This is a genomic window from Kitasatospora sp. GAS204B, from assembly GCF_029892155.1.
Taxonomy (GTDB): Bacteria; Actinomycetota; Actinomycetes; order Streptomycetales; family Streptomycetaceae; genus Kitasatospora.
Window position 1 is genome coordinate 80,062 of sequence record NZ_JARZAG010000011.1, and the last position, 17,411, is coordinate 97,472.

General features: G+C 72.0%; 16 protein-coding genes and 1 pseudogene. 6 read left to right on the top strand and 11 right to left on the bottom strand.

Annotation, left to right across the window (positions count from 1 at the left end; genetic code table 11):
* Positions 1-36 precede the first annotated feature (36 nt).
* Complete coding sequence (gene gdhA, locus P3T41_RS17035; RefSeq protein ID WP_280690717.1) at positions 37-1,395, bottom strand: NADP-specific glutamate dehydrogenase; 1,359 nt, start codon at positions 1,393-1,395, stop codon at positions 37-39.
* Positions 1,396-1,832: 437 nt separating this feature from the next.
* Here gdhA and P3T41_RS17040 point away from each other — a divergent pair, with 437 nt between their 5' ends.
* Entirely contained in the window at positions 1,833-3,932 is a 2,100-nt protein-coding gene (locus tag P3T41_RS17040; protein ID WP_280690718.1) for a SpoIIE family protein phosphatase, read from the top strand.
* A gap of 29 nt (positions 3,933-3,961) precedes the next feature.
* On the opposite strand, the pseudogene P3T41_RS17045 reads toward P3T41_RS17040, so the two are convergent.
* From P3T41_RS17045 to P3T41_RS17065, 5 genes and pseudogenes are all read right to left on the bottom strand, one after another.
* A pseudogene (locus P3T41_RS17045) lies at positions 3,962-4,057 on the bottom strand (EamA family transporter); the annotation flags it as partial.
* Between the two features lie 76 nt (positions 4,058-4,133).
* Positions 4,134-4,505, bottom strand: coding sequence for a nuclear transport factor 2 family protein (locus tag P3T41_RS17050; RefSeq protein WP_280690719.1), 372 nt, complete (start codon positions 4,503-4,505; stop codon positions 4,134-4,136).
* Between the two features lie 62 nt (positions 4,506-4,567).
* The gene (locus tag P3T41_RS17055; RefSeq protein ID WP_280690720.1) at positions 4,568-5,554 is read right to left on the bottom strand and encodes an SDR family NAD(P)-dependent oxidoreductase; all 987 of its coding nucleotides are present in this window, start codon (positions 5,552-5,554) and stop codon (positions 4,568-4,570) included.
* 161 nt (positions 5,555-5,715) lie between these two features.
* Entirely contained in the window at positions 5,716-6,627 is a 912-nt protein-coding gene (locus tag P3T41_RS17060; protein ID WP_280690721.1) for an NADP-dependent oxidoreductase, read from the bottom strand.
* Between the two features lie 75 nt (positions 6,628-6,702).
* The gene (locus P3T41_RS17065; protein WP_280690722.1) at positions 6,703-7,452 is read right to left on the bottom strand and encodes an SDR family oxidoreductase; all 750 of its coding nucleotides are present in this window, start codon (positions 7,450-7,452) and stop codon (positions 6,703-6,705) included.
* A gap of 89 nt (positions 7,453-7,541) precedes the next feature.
* On the opposite strand from P3T41_RS17065, the gene P3T41_RS17070 reads away from it, so the two are divergent.
* Positions 7,542-8,099: a MarR family winged helix-turn-helix transcriptional regulator gene (locus P3T41_RS17070; RefSeq protein ID WP_280690723.1), complete on the top strand. Its 558-nt coding sequence runs from the start codon at positions 7,542-7,544 to the stop codon at positions 8,097-8,099.
* Between the two features lie 86 nt (positions 8,100-8,185).
* On the opposite strand, the gene P3T41_RS17075 is transcribed toward P3T41_RS17070, so the two are convergent.
* Positions 8,186-9,001: an exodeoxyribonuclease III gene (locus tag P3T41_RS17075; RefSeq protein ID WP_280690724.1), complete on the bottom strand. Its 816-nt coding sequence runs from the start codon at positions 8,999-9,001 to the stop codon at positions 8,186-8,188.
* Between the two features lie 309 nt (positions 9,002-9,310).
* Here P3T41_RS17075 and P3T41_RS17080 point away from each other — a divergent pair, with 309 nt between their 5' ends.
* Positions 9,311-10,069 carry a GntR family transcriptional regulator gene (locus tag P3T41_RS17080; RefSeq protein ID WP_280690725.1) on the top strand — a complete coding sequence of 253 codons (759 nt, stop codon included), beginning with the start codon at positions 9,311-9,313 and terminating at the stop codon, positions 10,067-10,069.
* A 96-nt stretch (positions 10,070-10,165) separates the two neighbouring features.
* Here the strand turns inward: P3T41_RS17080 and P3T41_RS17085 are convergent, their stop codons facing one another.
* Complete coding sequence (locus P3T41_RS17085; protein WP_280690726.1) at positions 10,166-11,323, bottom strand: ROK family protein; 1,158 nt, start codon at positions 11,321-11,323, stop codon at positions 10,166-10,168.
* A 335-nt stretch (positions 11,324-11,658) separates the two neighbouring features.
* On the opposite strand from P3T41_RS17085, the gene P3T41_RS17090 reads away from it, so the two are divergent.
* Positions 11,659-12,384, top strand: a complete 726-nt coding sequence (locus tag P3T41_RS17090; protein WP_280690727.1) for a 50S ribosomal protein L11 methyltransferase — start codon at positions 11,659-11,661, stop codon at positions 12,382-12,384.
* Positions 12,385-12,426: 42 nt separating this feature from the next.
* The gene (locus tag P3T41_RS17095) at positions 12,427-12,852 is read left to right on the top strand and encodes a GNAT family N-acetyltransferase (protein WP_280690728.1); all 426 of its coding nucleotides are present in this window, start codon (positions 12,427-12,429) and stop codon (positions 12,850-12,852) included.
* 24 nt (positions 12,853-12,876) lie between these two features.
* Here P3T41_RS17095 and bioD read toward each other — a convergent pair whose 3' ends face one another.
* The 3 genes from bioD to bioB all read right to left on the bottom strand — a co-directional run bounded on the left by bioD (position 12,877) and on the right by bioB (position 16,264).
* A complete protein-coding gene (bioD, locus tag P3T41_RS17100; protein ID WP_280690729.1) occupies positions 12,877-13,614 on the bottom strand; it encodes a dethiobiotin synthase in 738 nt (245 codons plus the stop codon).
* A gap of 86 nt (positions 13,615-13,700) precedes the next feature.
* Positions 13,701-14,996 (bottom strand): adenosylmethionine--8-amino-7-oxononanoate transaminase, encoded by a 1,296-nt coding sequence (locus tag P3T41_RS17105; RefSeq protein WP_280690730.1) that lies wholly within the window; start codon positions 14,994-14,996, stop codon positions 13,701-13,703.
* A gap of 8 nt (positions 14,997-15,004) precedes the next feature.
* Positions 15,005-16,264: a biotin synthase BioB gene (bioB, locus tag P3T41_RS17110; RefSeq protein WP_280690731.1), complete on the bottom strand. Its 1,260-nt coding sequence runs from the start codon at positions 16,262-16,264 to the stop codon at positions 15,005-15,007.
* Positions 16,265-16,526: 262 nt separating this feature from the next.
* On the opposite strand from bioB, the gene P3T41_RS17115 reads away from it, so the two are divergent.
* A complete protein-coding gene (locus P3T41_RS17115; RefSeq protein ID WP_280690732.1) occupies positions 16,527-17,396 on the top strand; it encodes a hypothetical protein in 870 nt (289 codons plus the stop codon).
* Positions 17,397-17,411 lie beyond the last annotated feature (15 nt).

Below are 17,411 nucleotides of genomic sequence, written 5' to 3' on the forward strand. Positions count from 1 at the left end.
GCGGTGCGGCGCCGGTCGAGCGGAGCGGCTGAAGCGTCAGATCAGGCCCTGGGCGAGCATCGCGTCCGCGACCCGTTCGAAGCCGGCGATGTTGGCGCCGGTGACGTAGTCGCCGGGGGCGCCGTAGCGGGCGGCGGTCTCGAAGCAGGTGTCGTGGATGTCGCGCATGATGCCTGCGAGGCGGTCCTCGACCTGGGCGAACGACCAGACGTCGCGGCCGGCGTTCTGCGCCATCTCCAGGCCGCTGGTGGCGACGCCGCCCGCGTTGGCGGCCTTGCCCGGGCCGAACGCGACGCCGGCCTCCTGGAGGATGCGCACGGCCTCGGGGGTGGTGGGCATGTTCGCCCCCTCCGAGACGGCCTTGACGCCGTTGCGCACCAGGGTGGCCGCGGCCTCGGCGTCCAGCTCGTTCTGGGTGGCGGAGGGCAGGGCGACGTCGGCGGCGACGTCCCACACGCTCCCGCCGGCGACGTAACGGGCGGAGCCGCCGCGGCGCTCGGCGTAGTCGCTGACCCGGCCGCGCTCGACCTCCTTGATCTGCTTCAGCAGGGCGACGTCCATGCCCTTGTCGTCCACGACGTAGCCCTGCGAGTCGGACGCCGTGATCACGTTCGCACCGAGCGCCTGGGCCTTCTCGATCGAGTAGATCGCGACGTTGCCGGAACCGGAGACCACGACCGTCTGGCCGTCCAGGTCCTCGCCGCGCTTCTTCAGCATCTCGGCGGTGAACAGCACGTTGCCGTACCCGGTGGCCTCCGTCCGGGCCTGCGAGCCGCCCCAGTCCAGGCCCTTGCCGGTCAGCACGCCGGCTTCCCAGCGGTTGGTGATCCGGCGGTACTGGCCGAACAGGAAGCCGATCTCGCGGCCGCCGACGCCGATGTCACCGGCCGGCACGTCGGTGTGCTCGCCCAGGTGCCGGTAGAGCTCGGTCATGAACGACTGGCAGAAGCGCATCACTTCGTTGTCGCTGCGGCCGCGCGGGTCGAAGTCGCTGCCGCCCTTGCCGCCGCCGATGTTCAGACCGGTCAGGGCGTTCTTGAAGATCTGCTCGAAGCCGAGGAACTTCACGATGCCGAGGTTCACCGACGGGTGGAAGCGCAGACCGCCCTTGTACGGGCCGAGCGCGCTGTTGAACTCCACCCGGAAGCCGCGGTTGACGTGGACGACGCCCGCGTCGTCCAGCCACGGCACCCGGAACATGACCTGCCGCTCCGGCTCGGCGATCCGCTCGATCAGCTTGGCCCGGGCGTACTCCGGGCGGGCCGCGAGCACTGGCGCGAGGCTGTCCAGTACCTCGCGAGCGGCCTGATGGAACTCGGATTCACCGGGATTGCGCCGGAGGATCTCCGCGTAGACGGATTCCACCGAGGTGCTTTCGATGGTGCGTGCCGACATGGGATCGGTTCCCTTCCCGAGTACCGGTGACGGAGCGGCGGTTCTGCCCGGCGACGACATCGGCGATCGGGCGGCGGGCAGGGACCACCGGAACCGGACGGTGTCAGGCGCTGCCTGCCAGGCACCGTAGTGTCACATTTTGTTGAAGCCATCTCAATATCTATGGCGCACCGTCTCATTGGGCGGTCCTTCGCCGTCCGGTGCCCACCGCCGAAGGGGGCCCGGACCCGTCCCCGCCCTCCGGTGCGGGACTCGGCTCGCCGTCCTGCGCGTACACCTTCCGTCAGGACCGCAGGTCGTCGATGATGAGCTATCCCGTGGGCCGGTTGCGGCCGGCGGAGAGACGATGGAGGACACCGAGGCGACCGGGCGTGCCGCTCGGCTGCCGGGCCGGGACGCGGCAGCTGCTCACCGGGTGGGCGGAAGGAGGGCCGGCAATGCGCACAGGAGATGCGTCCGAGGCCCGGCGCGGCCCGGCCGGGGTCGTCCCGTCCGAGGCGGGCGGCCTGCTGGACGTGCTGAGCCTGGCGGCCGCGGTGCTGGACGCGGACGGACGGATCGTGCTCTGGAGCCCGCAGGCCCACGAGCTGTTCGGCTGGAGCGCCGAGGAGGTGCTGGGTCGGCACGCGGCCGAGGTCCTGGTGGCCGAGGAGCACGTCGGCGCGGTCCTGGAGCTGTTCGTCGAGGTCATGGAGGGCAGCGGAAGCTGGGCGGGAGTCTTTCCCGTGCGGCACAAGGACGGCAGCATCCGGCCGATGGAGTTCCGCAACATGCGGCTGCAGGATCGGCAAGGCGGTCTGTACGCACTCGGGATCGCCGCCGACGAGGCCACGCTGCGCGGCGTCGAGCGGGACCTGGCACTGTCGGCGCGCCTGGTGGCCCAGTCCCCGATCGGGCTAGCGGTGCTGGGTACCGACCTGCGGTATGTGCTGGTCAACCCGGCGCTCGAGCGCATCAACGGCCTTTCCGCCGGCGAGCACCTCGGGCGCACCGTTCATGAGGCACTGCCGTTCCTGGACGTCGAGTCCATCGAGTCCGCGATGCACCAGGTCCTCACCAGCGGGACATCGCTGGTGGACGAGTTCACCGTCGGCCGCACGCGGGCGGATCCGGACGTCGAGCACGCCTGGCGAGCGTCGTACTTCCGGCTGGAGGACCCGGCCGGGCGGGTGCTCGGGCTGGCGACCTCCGTGGTGGACGTCACCGAGCAGCACCGCGCGGCCACCGAGGCGGCCGAAGCCCGGCGGCGGCTGGCCCTCATCGCCCGTGCCTCGGTGCGGATCGGCACCACGCTCGACCTCGACCGGACCGCCCGAGAGCTCGCCGACTTCGTCGTTCCCGACTTCGCCGACGTCGCGGCGGTGGACGTCCTCGACTCGGTCCTGAACGGCCGCCCGATCGGCACGGTGTCCGGCGGCGCGGCGCCCGCGACGTTCCGGGCCCTCGCGGTGGCGGCGGCCCACGCCACCGAGGCCGTTCGGGCCGCCGACCCCACCGGCGAGATCGCCAAGTACGATGCCGACCGGCTGGTCACCCGCTGCGTGACCACCGGGCGCCCGGTCCTGGTGGCGCACGTCGAGGCTCGGGACCTGCCGCGCATCGCCCGCGACGACCAGGCCGCCACCCTGCTGGCCCAGGCCGGCCTGCACTCCTACCTTGCCGTGCCGCTGATCGCCCGCGGCGAAGTCCTCGGTGCTCTCGACCTCAAACGCACCCGCCACCCGTTGCCGTTCAACGACGACGACGTCATCCTGGCCGGCGAACTGGCCGCCCGCGCCGCCGTCTGCATCGACAACGCCCGCTGGTACCAGAGCCAACGCCACGCCGCCCTGACCCTCCAGCGGCACCTCCTCCCGCACCAGCCGCCCCAGCCCATCGGCCTCGAGGTCGCCTACCGGTACCAACCCGCGGCGGCTGCCGGCGAGGTCGGCGGCGACTGGTTCGACGCCATCCCGGTGTCCGGCGACAAGACCGCCCTGGTCGTCGGCGACGTCATGGGCAGCGGCATCAACGCCGCCGCCACCATGGGGCAACTGCGCACCGCCACCCGCACCCTGGCCGGGCTCGACCTCGATCCCGCCCAGGTCCTGCACCACCTGGACCGCATCACCCAGGGTCTGGAGGAGACCATCGCCACCTGCGTCTACGCCGTCTTCGACCCGCACCGCGCACAGTGCCGCATCGCGATGGCGGGCCACCTGCCGCCCGTCCTGATCCGCTCCGACCGCGCACCCGCACTGCTGGACCTGCCGACCGGCGCGCCGCTCGGCGTCGGCGGCGTCCCCTTCGAGGCCACCAGCCGCGAACTCGGGCCCGGAGACCGGCTGGTGCTGTACACCGACGGGTTGGTCGAGACCCGCGACCAACCCATCGACAGCCGCCTGCGCACCCTCCTCGATCTGCTCGCCGAGCCCCGGCTCCCGCTGGAGGCGACCTGTGACCGGCTCCTGTCCGCACTGCGGGACCCGGACGGCCACGATGACGTCGCCCTGCTCATCGCCCAGGTCGACCCCCACCGACCGATCGGCCGAGACTGATCCGACGCGCCGGCCGCGACGGGCGTTCCCAGCTCTTGACCGAGGACGACGAGACCGGCCAGGGCGGCCAGCACGGGGTTGACGCTCATGAACAGGCCGAAGAACCGGGCCGGAACGCGGCGCAGGGGCCTGGCCGGTGAACCTCGTGCGATGCGACTCGTGCGCCCGCGTGCTGGGCGCGAAGCGTTCGGGCCCGTCGCGCTAGGACGGTTGGCTGCTCCCGCTGACGAAGGTGTAGAGCTCTACGATGACGCCGTCCTTGCAGTGGGCGATGTCCATTCCGGTCGCGACGGGCGGTTGACCGGCAGGGCCGAACTGGAAGCCGAGGTGGCCGAGGTCGTCGTTGACGGAGACGGGGCCGTCGGGCCGGAAGACCCAGTCCGGGCTCTGCGCACGCAGCTCCGTGGCGCGCTGGGCGAGCGCCTCGCGGCCTCGGATCACGCGGTCGGGTTCGTGCCACACGACGTCCTGGGCGTAGGTCTGCGCGATGGCCGCGTTGCGGCGCTCGGGATCCGGTTCGTTGAAGACGTCGAGAAGGTTGCGGCGCATCAGGTCGGCGACGGAGCTGTTCATGAGCGGTCCTTCGGGTCGGCTTGCAGGGTGAGTTGTGGCCCGGCTGGCAGAACCACCCGGGATCAGTGCTGTTGGTCCTGCGAACGCGTCAGGGTTGCGGAGTGCGAAGAGCCGGAGGACCAGGGGCGGATGAGGTCGAGCGAGACCTGCCACAGGCGTGCGGCGTTGTCCTCGCCGAGCGCGTACGCGGCCACTCCGCGGCGAACACCGGGCTTGTTGGGGCCGGCCTCGTTGCAGTCCTCGAAGTAGCGGCCGCCGATGCCGTCGAGGAGGGGAGAGGCCGCCAGTAGGGCCGAGGTGGCCGCACCTTGCTCCTCGTTCTTCCAGGAGACGCCGGTGCTGTCGGTGGAGGCGTCGACCTGCGGGATGTGCCGCATGAGGCCTGTGGAAGGGATACGGCCGGGGTTGAGTGCGTTGGCGAAGATGCCGTCGCCGGCCCACCGCTTCGTCGCCTCGACGGCGAAGAGGACGTTGGCTGTCTTCGACTGGCCGTAGGCGACCCACTCGTTGTAGGGACGGTGGTCGAACATGATGTCGTCGAAGTCGACGTTGCCGCCGATGTGCCCGACGGAACTGACGGCCACGATGCGCGCCCCATGTGCGTTGGCGAGGGCGTCGTGCAGTCCTACGGCAAGTGCGAAGTGTCCGAGGTGGTTCGTGGCGAACTGCATCTCCCAGCCCTCCGCCGTGCGGTTCAGCGGCATGGCCATGACGCCGGCGTTGTTGACCAGGATGTGCAGTGGCCCCTGCCATGCGGCCACGAACTGCCGGACGGACTCCTGGTCGGCGAGGTCGAGCCGTGCGACGTGGAGGTTCTGGTTGCCCGTGGTCGCCGCGATGTCGCTCCTGGCTTTCTCGCCGGCTTCGGTGTTGCGTACCGCGAGGGTGACTTCCGCGCCGACTGAGGCCAGTGCACGTGCCGTTTCGAGGCCCAGCCCGGATGAGCCGCCGGTGACGATGGCGCGCTTGCCCGTCAGGTCGACGCCGTTGACGACTTCCAGCGCGGTCGACTCTGCTCCGAACGGCGTGGTGAGCAGTGTGTGTGCCATGGGGTGTTCTCTCCTGTCTCCATTGTCCGCACGCGAGCGGTGCGGCGATGAAGTCGGCTCACGGACGGCTTTGAGGCTGGCGCCCGCGTCGACCTCGGCGCGGGCGCAGTGGGGGCTGATCGCCAACCGTGTGGCGATGGCAGCGACGAGCGGGCCGGCGGTCACGAGACCGCGAGCACGGCCTTCCTGCGCAGGGTCCCGGCCTGCAGTTGCGCGTGAACGTCCGCGGCGTCCGCGAGCGGTCTGACGGTTCGGTCGCGCAGGATCAGATTGCCGTCGGCCAGTTGCTCCATCGCTTCCGTCAGCGCCGCCGGGATCTCAGCCGGGATCGGTCCGGAGAGAGTGGCGCCGAGCTGCTCGGCACTCGGATTGGTGAGCGTGATGACGCGTCGGGGAGCGCTGGCAAGTCCAGCCGCTGTTTCCAGGTCACTGGCGCGCGCCGCGTCCATCACCGCGTCCACCTGTCCGACGGCCGAGCGCACTGCGTCGGCCATGTGCTCGCCGTACTCGACTGGGATCGCACCGAGGTTCTCGGCGACGCCGAAGTCATCGCGTCGGACCGCGGCGACGACCCGCACGCCGCGCGCGACGGCGAGCTGGGTGGCGATGGTGCCGACCGAACCGGTGCCACCGAGCATCAGCAGGGTCTCTCCCGGTGCTACTCGCAGCAGATTGAGCACGCGCACCGCGGCTTCACCAGAAGCCGGCAATGCCGCCGCGGCGTCCCAGTCGACCGATGGCGGCTTGCGCACCCAGTAGTCGGCCAGTACGAGTTCGGCGTAGCCACCGAGCCCGGGCAGGAAGACCGCGACCTCGTCACCGGTCGAGACATCGGTGACCGCGCTTCCGACGGCATCGACCACCCCTGCGGCCTCGAAGCCGAGCACCGCGCCAGGCGATGCGGGGAAGACGTTGCGCAGGTGCCCGGACCTGATGGCCAGATCCGTGGGCCCGACACCGGCGAAGCGCACGGCCAGGCGGATTTGGGTCGGGCCGGGGTCGCCGACCTTGATGTCGCCGAGCTTGAGTACTTCGGGGGGCCCGAAATCGGTGAGCAGGACTGCCTGTGACATGAGCTCCTCCTTCTGGAAGGTGGTGTCAGAACTGCGTAGGAGTGGTGCGGAGCGCGCGGGTGCCCGCGTGTGCGACTACTGCTGTTCTTCGCCGCCGTCGGCGAAGAGTTCGCTGCCAGTGACGAAGCTGCTCTGGCCGGAGGCGAGAAACAGCACGGCGTTGGCGATCTCGTCGGGGCGGGCGACTCGCCCCAACGGCACTCCGCTGCCCAGCTGGGCGATGAGTCCGTCGGCCTGGGCCGCGTCGCCGGCCAGGCCGCGCAAGCCGGCGGTCTCGGTCGGGCCGGGCACGATCACGTTGACCCGTACGCTCCGGCCGGCCAGCTCCACCGCCCATGTCCGTCCGAACGATCGGATGGCGGCCTTGGTCGCGGCGTAGACGCCGAAGGCGGGGGTGCCGCTGGTGGCGGCGGTCGAGCCGGACAGGATGACCGAGGCGCCCTTGTTCAGCAGTGGCAGAGCCTTCTGCACGGTGAACACCGTGCCCCGGACGTTGACGGCGAAGGTCTGGTCGAAGTGCGCGGCGTCCAACTCTTCGAGCGTCGCGAACGACCCACCACCGGCGTTGGCGAACAGGACGTCCAAGCCGCGACCGCGTTGAGCGATCTTCGCGTAGACCGCATCGAGATCGGTCAGGTCGGACACGTCGCCGCGGACGCCGACCGCGCCGTGACCGATCGAAGTGACCGCCTGGTCGAGCTCGGCTTGGCGGCGGCCGGTGACGAACACGTGGGCGCCCTCCTCGGCGAAGCGCTGGGCCGTCGCGAGCCCGATCCCGGACGTGCCGCCGGTCACGAGGGCCGTCTTGCCTTCAAGCTGGTTCATCGTCGTCCTCCCTCGGGGATTACGTGACATGTCAAGCATAAGCCCGAGACGGATCGCAGTATTCCCGGCGCCACGCCGAGGGTGTGAGAATGAGCAGACGAGCCGATGACGGCTGGACCGAGGAAGGCCTGCACGTGATGCCCCGCAAGCGGCCCGTACCCGAGCCCGTCACAGGATGGCTCGACGAGGAGCAACAACGGGCATGGCTGGCCTACATCAAGGTCCAGCTACGGCTGGTCTATGAGATGAACCGACAGCTACAGGCCGACAGCCGCATGTCCCTCGCCGACTGGGACGTGCTCACCGCGCTCGGCGCAAGCGAATCCGCGAGCCTGACCGTCACCGTCCTCGCCGCCCAGATCGGCTGGGAGAGAAGCCGGCTGTCCCACCACGCGAAGCGGATGGCGAGCCGAGGACTGGTCGAACTCGCGACCGCCGACTCCGACCGGCGAGCCACCGAAGTCCGCCTGACCGCCGAGGGCCGCCTCACCCTGGAGCGAGCCGCTCCCGGTCATGTCGAACTGATCAAGCGGCTGTTCTTCGGTGGAATCCCCCGCGAACTGCTGGACCCGCTGAGCACCGCACTGGAATCCGTGTACACGAACCTCCTCACACACGGATCGCTCCCCCCACCGGACAACCTCTAGTGTCGAGCTGGGCTCGGCCCTGCCCGGTCGCCGAGGGCAAGCAGTGCGACGACCGAGGTGGCTGAAACCGGTCGCCCGATCTTCCGTCAGCGCTGGGGGAGTTGACCGAGGTCGAACTCGGCGGTCACCGGCGCGTGGTCGGACCACCGCTCAGCATGGGTGGCGGCGCGCTCGACGCGGGCGGAGACGCAGGTGTCCGCAAGGTTCTGACTGGCCATCAGATAATCGATCCGCCAGCCGGAGTCGTTGTCGAACGCGCGCCCCCGGTAGGACCACCACGTGTACGGGCCGGCCTGGTCCGGGTGCTGGCGGCGGACCACGTCGACGTAGCCGGCCTCGTCCAGGACCTGGGTGAGCCAGGCGCGTTCCTCGGGGAGGAAGCCGGCGGCCTTCTGGTTGGCCTTCCAGTTCTTGAGGTCGGCTTCCTGGTGGGCGATGTTCCAGTCGCCGCAGACCACGACCTCGCGGCCCTCGGCGGCGGCGCGGGTGCGCAGGGCGGTGAGGTGGGTGAGGAACTCCGCCATGAAGCGTTCCTTCTCGTCCTGGCGCTCGGTGCCGACCTCGCCGGAGGGGAGGTAGAGGCTGGCGACGGTCAGGCCGGGGAGGTCGATTTCGAGGTATCTGCCCGAATTGTCGAATTCGGCGGACCCGAAGCCGATCTGGGACCGCTGCGGCTCGGCGCGCGACAGGATGGCGACGCCGGCCCTGCCCTTGGCGGCAGCGGGTGCCCAGAAGGCGTGCCAGCCGGGCAACTCGCGCAGCTCGGGCGGGAGTTGGCCGCTCTCGGCGCGGACCTCCTGGAGGCAGACGACATCCGCCTCGGTGGCCGCGAGCCACTCGATGAAGCCCTTCTTCGCGGCGGCTCGAATCCCGTTGACGTTGGCAGTGGTTACGACGGTCACCCCGGCAGCCTACCCGGCTCGGGCGGCGGGGCCCGGTCAAGGCCCGCTCGCCGTCAAGGTCCTGTTCGCTGCCAGGGCCTGTTCGCCGGCAAGGTCCGTTCACTGGCAAGGCGTGTCATTGGTCTTGACCATCTTCCGGCGAACCGCCTAGGGTCACTTACTGCAAAGACCTTTAATAAAGAAGGACGGATAAAGCCCGCGCCCTCACCTGGCACGCCAGCCAGGCCCCGGCCGGGGTCCACCCCGGTCCTTCAGGATGCCGGCAGTCCCGTCCACAGCGGTCGACGGTCGGACAGGGTGGAGGACACGGTGGGGACAGCTCAGCTCGCGGCGGTACCGGAGCCGAAGTACTGGCACCTGCGCACGGTGCTGCTGCGCGCCATCGACTCGGAGTTCGCCACCGGTGCGGTGATCCCCAACGAGCGTGAGCTGTCCGCTCGATTCGGGGTCGCCCGGGCCACGCTGCGCCAGGCCCTGGACCAGCTGGAGCTGGAGGGGCGGCTGGTCCGCCGCCGTGGCATCGGCACCCTGGTCGCCGCGCCGCGGGTCGGCGTGCCGGTCAGCCGGCGCGAGGAGGGCGAGGCCTGGCAGGCCGTCGACTGCGCGAGCGCGCCGGCTGCCGACAAGCTCGCCCAGGCGCTCGGCATCCCGGCCGGCGCGCTGGTGCACACGGTGCGCCGGGTGCGGGTCGAGCAGGGGCAGACGGTCGCCACCGAGCGGCTGCACGTGCCGGACAGCGCGCTGGAGCAGGTCCCCGAGATCCGGCTGTCCGGCGCGGCGGCCTCGGCCGAGGATCAGGGCCGGGCGGTGCTGCGCCGGCTGGAGCGGCTGACCATGGACGGCGAGTCGCGGGCCGTCGAGCTCGGCGTGGCCGAGGCCGAGGAGGCCGCGCTGCTGCTGCGCCCGCCGGGTACTCCGGTGCTGGTGGTCACCACCCAGTACGCCTCGGGCGGCCGGCTGGCGGCGCTCGCGGTCTCCACCTACCGGGCCGACACCTGCCGGCTGACCTTCGGTGAGACCGGCCTGGTGGAGGTCCTGCCGGCGGCGCCGGTCCGTACGGCGTCGTAGCGTCGCCGCGCGCACCACAGACATCACCGAGGCCCGGCACCGCAGCAGCGGCGCCGGGCCTCGGTGCTGGGTCTCGCTGGCTCGATGCCTGGCCCGCTACCCCCGGCCGCCCGGCTGGTCCACCGCGAACAACTGCTCTTCGACCTGGTCCAGCGCCACCCGCAGCGCCCCCAGCGCCACCACGTCCTCGCCCAGCGTGGAGAGCGCCACCTCGGGCGCGCGCAGGCAGTAGAGCGCGAGTTGCTCGCGCAGCGGTTCCAGGACGTCGTCCAGCCCGGCCGCCCAGCCGCCGATCACCACCAGCTGCGGGTCGATCGCCAGCACCAGCGCCGCCACGTCGTGGACCAGGCGACGCAGGAAGCGGTCCATCGCGACCCGGGCCACCTCGTCGCCCTCCCGGGCCAGGGTGAGCACCCGGGCGACGGCCGCCTCGTCCAGCGGGTCCAGCGGCTTGCCGGTGGTGGAGAGCAGGCGTTCGGGGGTCGCCTCCTGGCCGAGCAGGTGCAGCGCGCCGATCTCACCGGCCGCGCCGCCGAAGCCGCGGTGCAGCCGGCCGTTGATCAGCGAGCCGGCCCCGGGGCTCAGGCCGGCCAGCACGAAGACCACGTCGCCCATGCCGACCGCCACACCCTGCCAGTGCTCGGCGATGGCGGCCAGGTTGGCGTCGTTCTCGATCAGCACGGGACAGCGGAACGAGCGGCGCAGCCGGGCGCCCAGGTCCAGGCCGGTCCAGCCGGGCATCGCGGTGCCCAGGCGCACCGAGCCGTCCCGGTCCACGATGCCGGGGCTGCCGACGCCCACCGCCCACAGGCTGTCCCGGGAGACGCCGGCCTTGCGCAGCACCTCGGCGACGGCGGTGCGGACGGCGCCCAGCCGCTCCTCGGCGTCCAGCGTCTCGTCGACCGGCCGGGCGTGGCTCTCCAGCTGGCGTCCGGTCAGGTCGGCGAGCACCACCCGGATCGCGTGCACCCCGATCTCGATGCCCAGCGTGTGCCCGGCCTCGGCACGGAACCGGAACCAGCGGGCGGGCCGGCCGCGCTGACGTCCGTTGTCCTGGGCCTGCTCCACCTCGGCGACCAGCCCGGATTCGACCAGGCCCTCGATCACGCCTTCGACGGTGGGCCGGGACAGCCCGGTCTCGCCGACCAGTTGGGTCAGGGTGACGGCCTGGCCGTCGCGCAGCGAGCGCAGGGTGACCGCGGCGTTGATCCGACGCAGCAGGGAGGAGTCCCCTCCGGTGAGCCGATCCGCCAAGACGCTGCCTTTCCGCGTTCGCGCGACTGCACTGGCGCGCGGTGACGAGTGCGCGAAGACGTCCGGTCGCCCCAGCGCACGGGCCGTCCGGCGGCGCCACCGCAGTGTGCCGCACGCCGGAGGGCGTCAGCCGGATCGTACCCGCGAGGCATCGCGCTCGCGAGCAAATGCGCAGCTCATGACCGGTTCGAGATCGAAAGTTGACCTACCGCTCGGCAGCGTGGCGGAACGGGCGGAACGGGCCTGCTCCGGGATGCGTCCGGTTGACGAGCGGTCAGGGTGGGCGGCCGCAGTGCACTAGGGTCTGCACTCCGGCGCGAGCACAGGAGTGCACCATGTCCGATCTCGTCACACCCCACAGCCAACTGGAGAGCGGGCAACTGGAGCGCGGGCAACCGGCGCGCGGGGGGACTGAAGCCCGCGCGGCGTTCGTGCGGGCGCAGACCCGGCTGGCGCCGGTGCCGTTCGTCCCGGAGATCAGCCTGCACCTGGCGGACGAGGCGATCGAGCTGTGGGAGCGGACCGAGGCGGAGCGCGGTGAGATCGGTCTGCCGCCGCCGTTCTGGGCCTTCGCCTGGGCGGGCGGCCTCGGGGTCGCCCGGTATGTCCTGGACCATCCCGAACTGGTCGCCGGGCGGGCCGTGCTGGACCTGGCGGCGGGCTCGGGACTGGTCGGGGTGGCGGCGGCGCTGCGCGGTGCGGGCTCGGTGCGGGCCGCCGAGATCGACGTCTACGCGGTGGCGGCGATCGCGGTCAACGCGGCGGCCAACGAGGTGCGGATCACGGCCGAGTGCGCGGACCTGCTGGACGGCGACGGCGGGCCGGCCGAGGTGGTGCTGGCCGGCGACGTCTTCTACGAACGCGCGATGGCCGCCCGCTTCCTGCCGTTCCTGGAGCGCGCGCACGCCCGTGGCGCGCTGGTGCTGGTCGGCGACCCGGGGCGGGCCTATCTGCCGCGCGAGCGGTTCACGGCGCTCGCCGAGTACGACGTGCCGGTGCTGGCCGACCTGGAGGACCGCGCGGTCAAGCGCACCACGGTGTGGCGGCTGTCCGGCAGCTGAAATGCGCTGAAGCCGACCGTCGGCGACTGGTAGGACGAGTGGATGACCGATCTGATCATCCGCCCCGCCGGCGCCACCGAGATTCCCGACCTGCTCGCCTTCTGGGCCCGTGCGGCCGAGGGCACCAGCATCACCGACGACCCGGCCGGCGTGGCCCGGCTGATCGAGCGCGACCCCGAGGCGCTGATCGTCGCCGAGCGGGACGGCGCGCTGGCCGGCACCGTGATCGCGGGGTGGGACGGCTGGCGCGCCAGCCTCTACCGCCTCGCCGTCGACCCGGACCAGCGCCGCCAGGGCATCGGCGCCGCGCTGCTGGCCGCCGCCGAGCGGCGCTTCGCCGCGCTCGGTGGTCGTCGCGCCGACGCGATGGTGCTGGTCGACAACGAACTGGGCCAGCATGCCTGGCGCGCCGCCGGCTACCACCGCGAGGAGCAGTGGCGCCGCTGGGTCAAGCCGCTGGGGGAGTAGGCGACGGCCGGTGACGGTGGGCGACTACCCCGCGAACGGCACCGCGAACGCGTCGGTGAACGTGGCCGCGTCCCAGTTCCCGCCGAGTTCCGGGGCCAGCGAGGCGGCGGCCAGGGCGGTGAAGTCCGCAGCGTCCGGCGCGCCCGCCGGCAGTGCGCCCAGCAGCGGGGCGCTGGCGGCCACCGGCAGGTCGGCCAGGTTGCAGCGGGTGGCCAGGTCCGGCTCGCTCGGCCAACTGCCGATCACCACGCCCGCGCAGGGCAGCTTGCGGGCCAGCAGCGCCTCGGCGGTGAGCGTGGTGATGCTGAGCGTGCCGAGCCCGGGGTGGGCGACCAACAGCAGTTCGGCGCCGTCGACGGCCTGCGCCAGGTCGGCCAGGGTCAGCCCGTCGGCGTCGTAGCGGACCAGCAACCCGCCCGCGCCCTCGACCAGCACCAGGTCGTGGGACTCCCGCAACTCCTCGACTGCCAGCGCGAACTGAGGGACCGTCACGAACGGCATCCCGGCCCGCAGCGCGGCCCGCTCCGGGGAGAGCGGCTCCGGGTAGCGGACCAGCTCCCGGGTGGTCAGCCGGGCGCCCGCGCCGACCAGCCGGGCCACCTCCGCCGCGTCCCCCGGCTCGCCCGGCGCCACGCCCGTCTGGCCGGGCTTCAGGACCGCCGTGCGCAGCCCGGCGCGCAGCGCGAGTGCGGCCACCGCCGCCGTCACCGCGGTCTTGCCGACCTCGGTGTTGGTGCCCGTGACGAACAGCACCCGACTCATCCCACTACTCCGCTCAACTCGTCCATCCCGCACGGTGTTCATCCCGCACGGTGTTCATCCGGCAGCGCGTTCATCCGGCAGGGCGTTCACCCCGCGAGGGCCGCCGCCCGCACCGCCGCGCCGATCCGGGCGAGGTCCTCCCCGCCGGTGACGTACGGCGGCATGGTGTAGATCAGATCCCGGAACGGCCGCAGCCACACGCCCTCGCGGGCCGCGGCCTCGGTGGCGGCCGCCATGTTCACCGGGTGGTCCAGCTGCACCACCCCGATCGCGCCCAGCACCCGCACGTCCGCGACACCCGGGAGCTCGGCGGCGCCGGTCAGGCTGTCCAGCAGCCCGGTCTCGATCCGCTTGACCTCGCCCTGCCAGTCCTGGCCGAGCAGCAGCTCGATCGAGGCGTTGGCGACGGCCGAGGCCAGCGGGTTGCCCATGAAGGTCGGCCCGTGCGCCAGCACCGGGACCTCGCCCCGGCTGATCCCATCGGCCACCTCGCTGGTGCACAAGGTGGCGGCCATGCTCAGGTAGCCGCCGGTCAGCGCCTTGCCCAGGCACATCACATCGGGGGAGACGCCCGCGTGGTCGGCGGCGAAGAGCGCGCCGCTGCGCCCGAAGCCGGTGGCGATCTCGTCGAAGACGAGCAGCACCCCGTGCCGGTCGCAGAGTTCGCGCAGCAGCCGCAGGTAGCCGGGGGAGTGGAAGCGCATGCCGCCCGCGCCCTGCACCACCGGCTCCACGATCACGGCGGCCAGCTCGTCGGCATGACGCTCGATCAGCTCGGCGAGCTCCGCCGCGTACTGGGGATCCACCTGCTCGTCGAACCCGGCCGGCGGCTCGCCGGCGAAGAGTTGCCGGGGCAGCACCCCGCCCCACAGCTGGTGCATCCCGCCCTCGGGGTCGCAGACCGACATCGGGTGGAAGGTGTCACCGTGGTAGCCGCCGCGCCAGGTGAGCAGGCGCTGCTTGGCCGGCCGCCCGATCGACTGCCAGTACTGCAGGCACATCTTCATCGCGACCTCGACCGCGACCGACCCGGAGTCGCTGAGGAAGACGTGCCGCAGCGGCTCGGGGGTGATGTCCACCAGGGTGGCGGCCAGCCGGACGGCGGGCTCATGGGTGAGCCCGCCGAACATCACATGGCTCATCCGCCCCAGCTGCTGCTGGATCGCCTCGTTGAGCACCGGGTGGTTGTAGCCGTGCACGGCCGCCCACCAGGAGGACATGCCGTCGATCAGCTCGCGGTGCCCGCCCGCGGGTTCGGCCAGCCGCAGGCGCACCCCGGCGGCCGACTCGACCAGGTAGGGCTGTGCGGTGCCGGGCATCGGCCCGTACGGGTGCCACACGTGCGCCCGGTCGAGTGCGAGCAGGGTCGGAGTGTCCGTCATCACAAGCCTCAGGCGTTCGGGGCGAGCTCGGTGCCGGCGCCGCGCAGGCGCACCCGCACCAGGTCCGAGCGCAGCTCGTTCTCGGCGGCAGGCGCCTCCTCGGCACCGGCAGCGGCACCGACCTCGGCGGCCTCGGCAGCCGGGGCCTGGTGCCCGCCGCACGGCCCGCAGCCGCCGCCCGCCGCGTGGCTGCCGCAACCCGCCGCCGCGCCGCCGCCGTGGCTGCCACAACCGCCGGTCGGCGCCGCCTGCTGTGCCACGTCGGCCCGGTGCCGGGGCAGCGTCGGCTCGCCCTGGCCCTCCACCTCGAAGCCCGCGTCCTTGATCATGTCCAGGTCGGCCTGGCCGGCCTGCCCCTCGCTGGTCAGGTAGTCGCCCAGGAAGATCGAGTTGGCGATGTGCAGACCCAGCGGCTGCAGGCTGCGCAGGTGCACCTCGCGCCCGCCGGCGATCCGCACCTCGACGTCCGGGTTCACGAACCGGACCATCGCCAGGATCCGCAGGCAGCGCTGCGGCGTGAGGTTCCACTCCTTGGCCAGCGGGGTGCCCTCGAACGGGATCAGGAAGTTCACCGGCACCGAGTCCGAGCCCAGCTCACGCAGCGCGTAGACCACGTCCACCAGGTCCTCGTCGCTCTCACCCATGCCCGCGATCAGCCCGGAGCAGGCCGACAGGCCCGCGCCGTGCGCCTTCTGCACGGTGTCCACCCGGTCCGCGTACGTGTGGGTGGTGGTGATGTCGCCGTAGGTGTTCTCGGAGGTGTTGAGGTTGTGGTTGTAGGCGTCGACGCCCGCCGCGCGCAGCCGCTCGGCCTGGTTGTCGGAGAGCAGGCCCAGGCAGGCGCAGATCTCGACGGCCGGCTCGTGCTCCTTGATCGCCGCCACGGTGCTGGTGACCCGGTCGATGTCACGGTCCGTCGGACCGCGCCCGCTGGCCACCAGGCAGACCCGCTTGGCGCCGCCGTTGACGCCGGCGGTGGCCGCCTCGGCGGCCTGGTCCGGCTTCAGCCAGGTGTACTTGAGGATGCCGGTGTCGGCACCGAGCCGCTGCGAGCAGTAGGAGCAGTCCTCGGGGCACAGGCCGCTCTTCAGGTTGACCAGGTAGTTGAGCTTGACCCGGCGGCCGAACCACTGCCGGCGCACCCGTCCGGCGGCCGCCACCACGTCGAGCAGGTCGTCGTCGCTGGTGGCCAGCACGGCGAGGGCCTCCTCCCGGGTGGGGAGGATGCGGTTCACGCCTTTGACGATGAGGGTGTCGAGCAGATCCATGAAGCTGATCCTGCCTGGATGACCTTGAACCGCGCCATACCGAATCGACCAGAAGATCTCCGCGCGGGTGTGCGAGTTGTCACAGTGCCGTCCGGCGGGGTCGTTCGCCTGCGACGCGTTCCCCGTGGCGATCCGCCCGCGGCGGCGGTTCGGGTGCGATCGCTCCGTCGGCCGGTTCACCGCCCACGGCGCTTCTCTGACAGACCGTTCGACGTATCCCGGCTGTTCGGAGGGGTCGCCGCGCTGCTTAGAATCTGGAGCTATGACCGCCACGGGGGACCACCACTCGATACCCACCGATTCCGCCGACGCTGAAGCGCCCGAGGAGTCCGAGGAGCCCGAGGAGCCCGACGGGATACCCGGACCGGGCCGGCCGGGTTCGCGGTTCGGCGCTCGCCGGGTGCTGGTCGGCTCCGTGGCGGTGGTGGTGCTCGGTGCCGGCGGCTGGCTGGTCTCCCGTCCGCATCCCGGCGACTGGCTGCCGGGCCTCGGTCCGACCAGCCAGGGCACGAAGTACCCGTCGGTGGTCGGCACTCCGCCGCCGACCTCCTCGGACAACCCCTCCGCCTTCGACGTCAAGCGGCTCTTCCCGCCGACCAAGCTGATCGACCTGGACACCTACAAGGGCTGGTACGCCGGCGCCCGGCAGGGCGGGGACTGCGCCGAGACGCTGCAGAACACCGGACAGGCCCTGCTGCACGGCGCGGTCTGCCAGGGCTACCTCGCGCTCGACTTCACCCGTCAGGACGGCAAGGTGGAGACCAGCGTGACGGTGCTGAGGTTCGGCGCCGACGGGATCGCCGGCGCCGTGGCGAACTCGATGCGGGGCCAGCACGACCTGGTTCGGTTCGTGCAGACGGACGGCAGCCTGGCGGGCGCCGGCGCACCGTCGTCCACCGCCAACTCGTCCACCGCCGCCTCGCCCTCGTCCTCGCCCTCCACCTCGCCGGGCGCTGCCGGCGCGAAGGCCGAGCCGCCGCCGCGGGTCGAGGCGGTTCGGCACTACGTCACCGTGACCAGTTCCCGTTTCGCCGACGGGCACAGCCCGACCACCCCGCAGGACTTGCAGGACCTGGACGCGGCGACCCGCGCTGCCTCCTACACGGTCGGGATCGCTTTTGTCTGGTCCTGAGGTCGACCGGTCAGG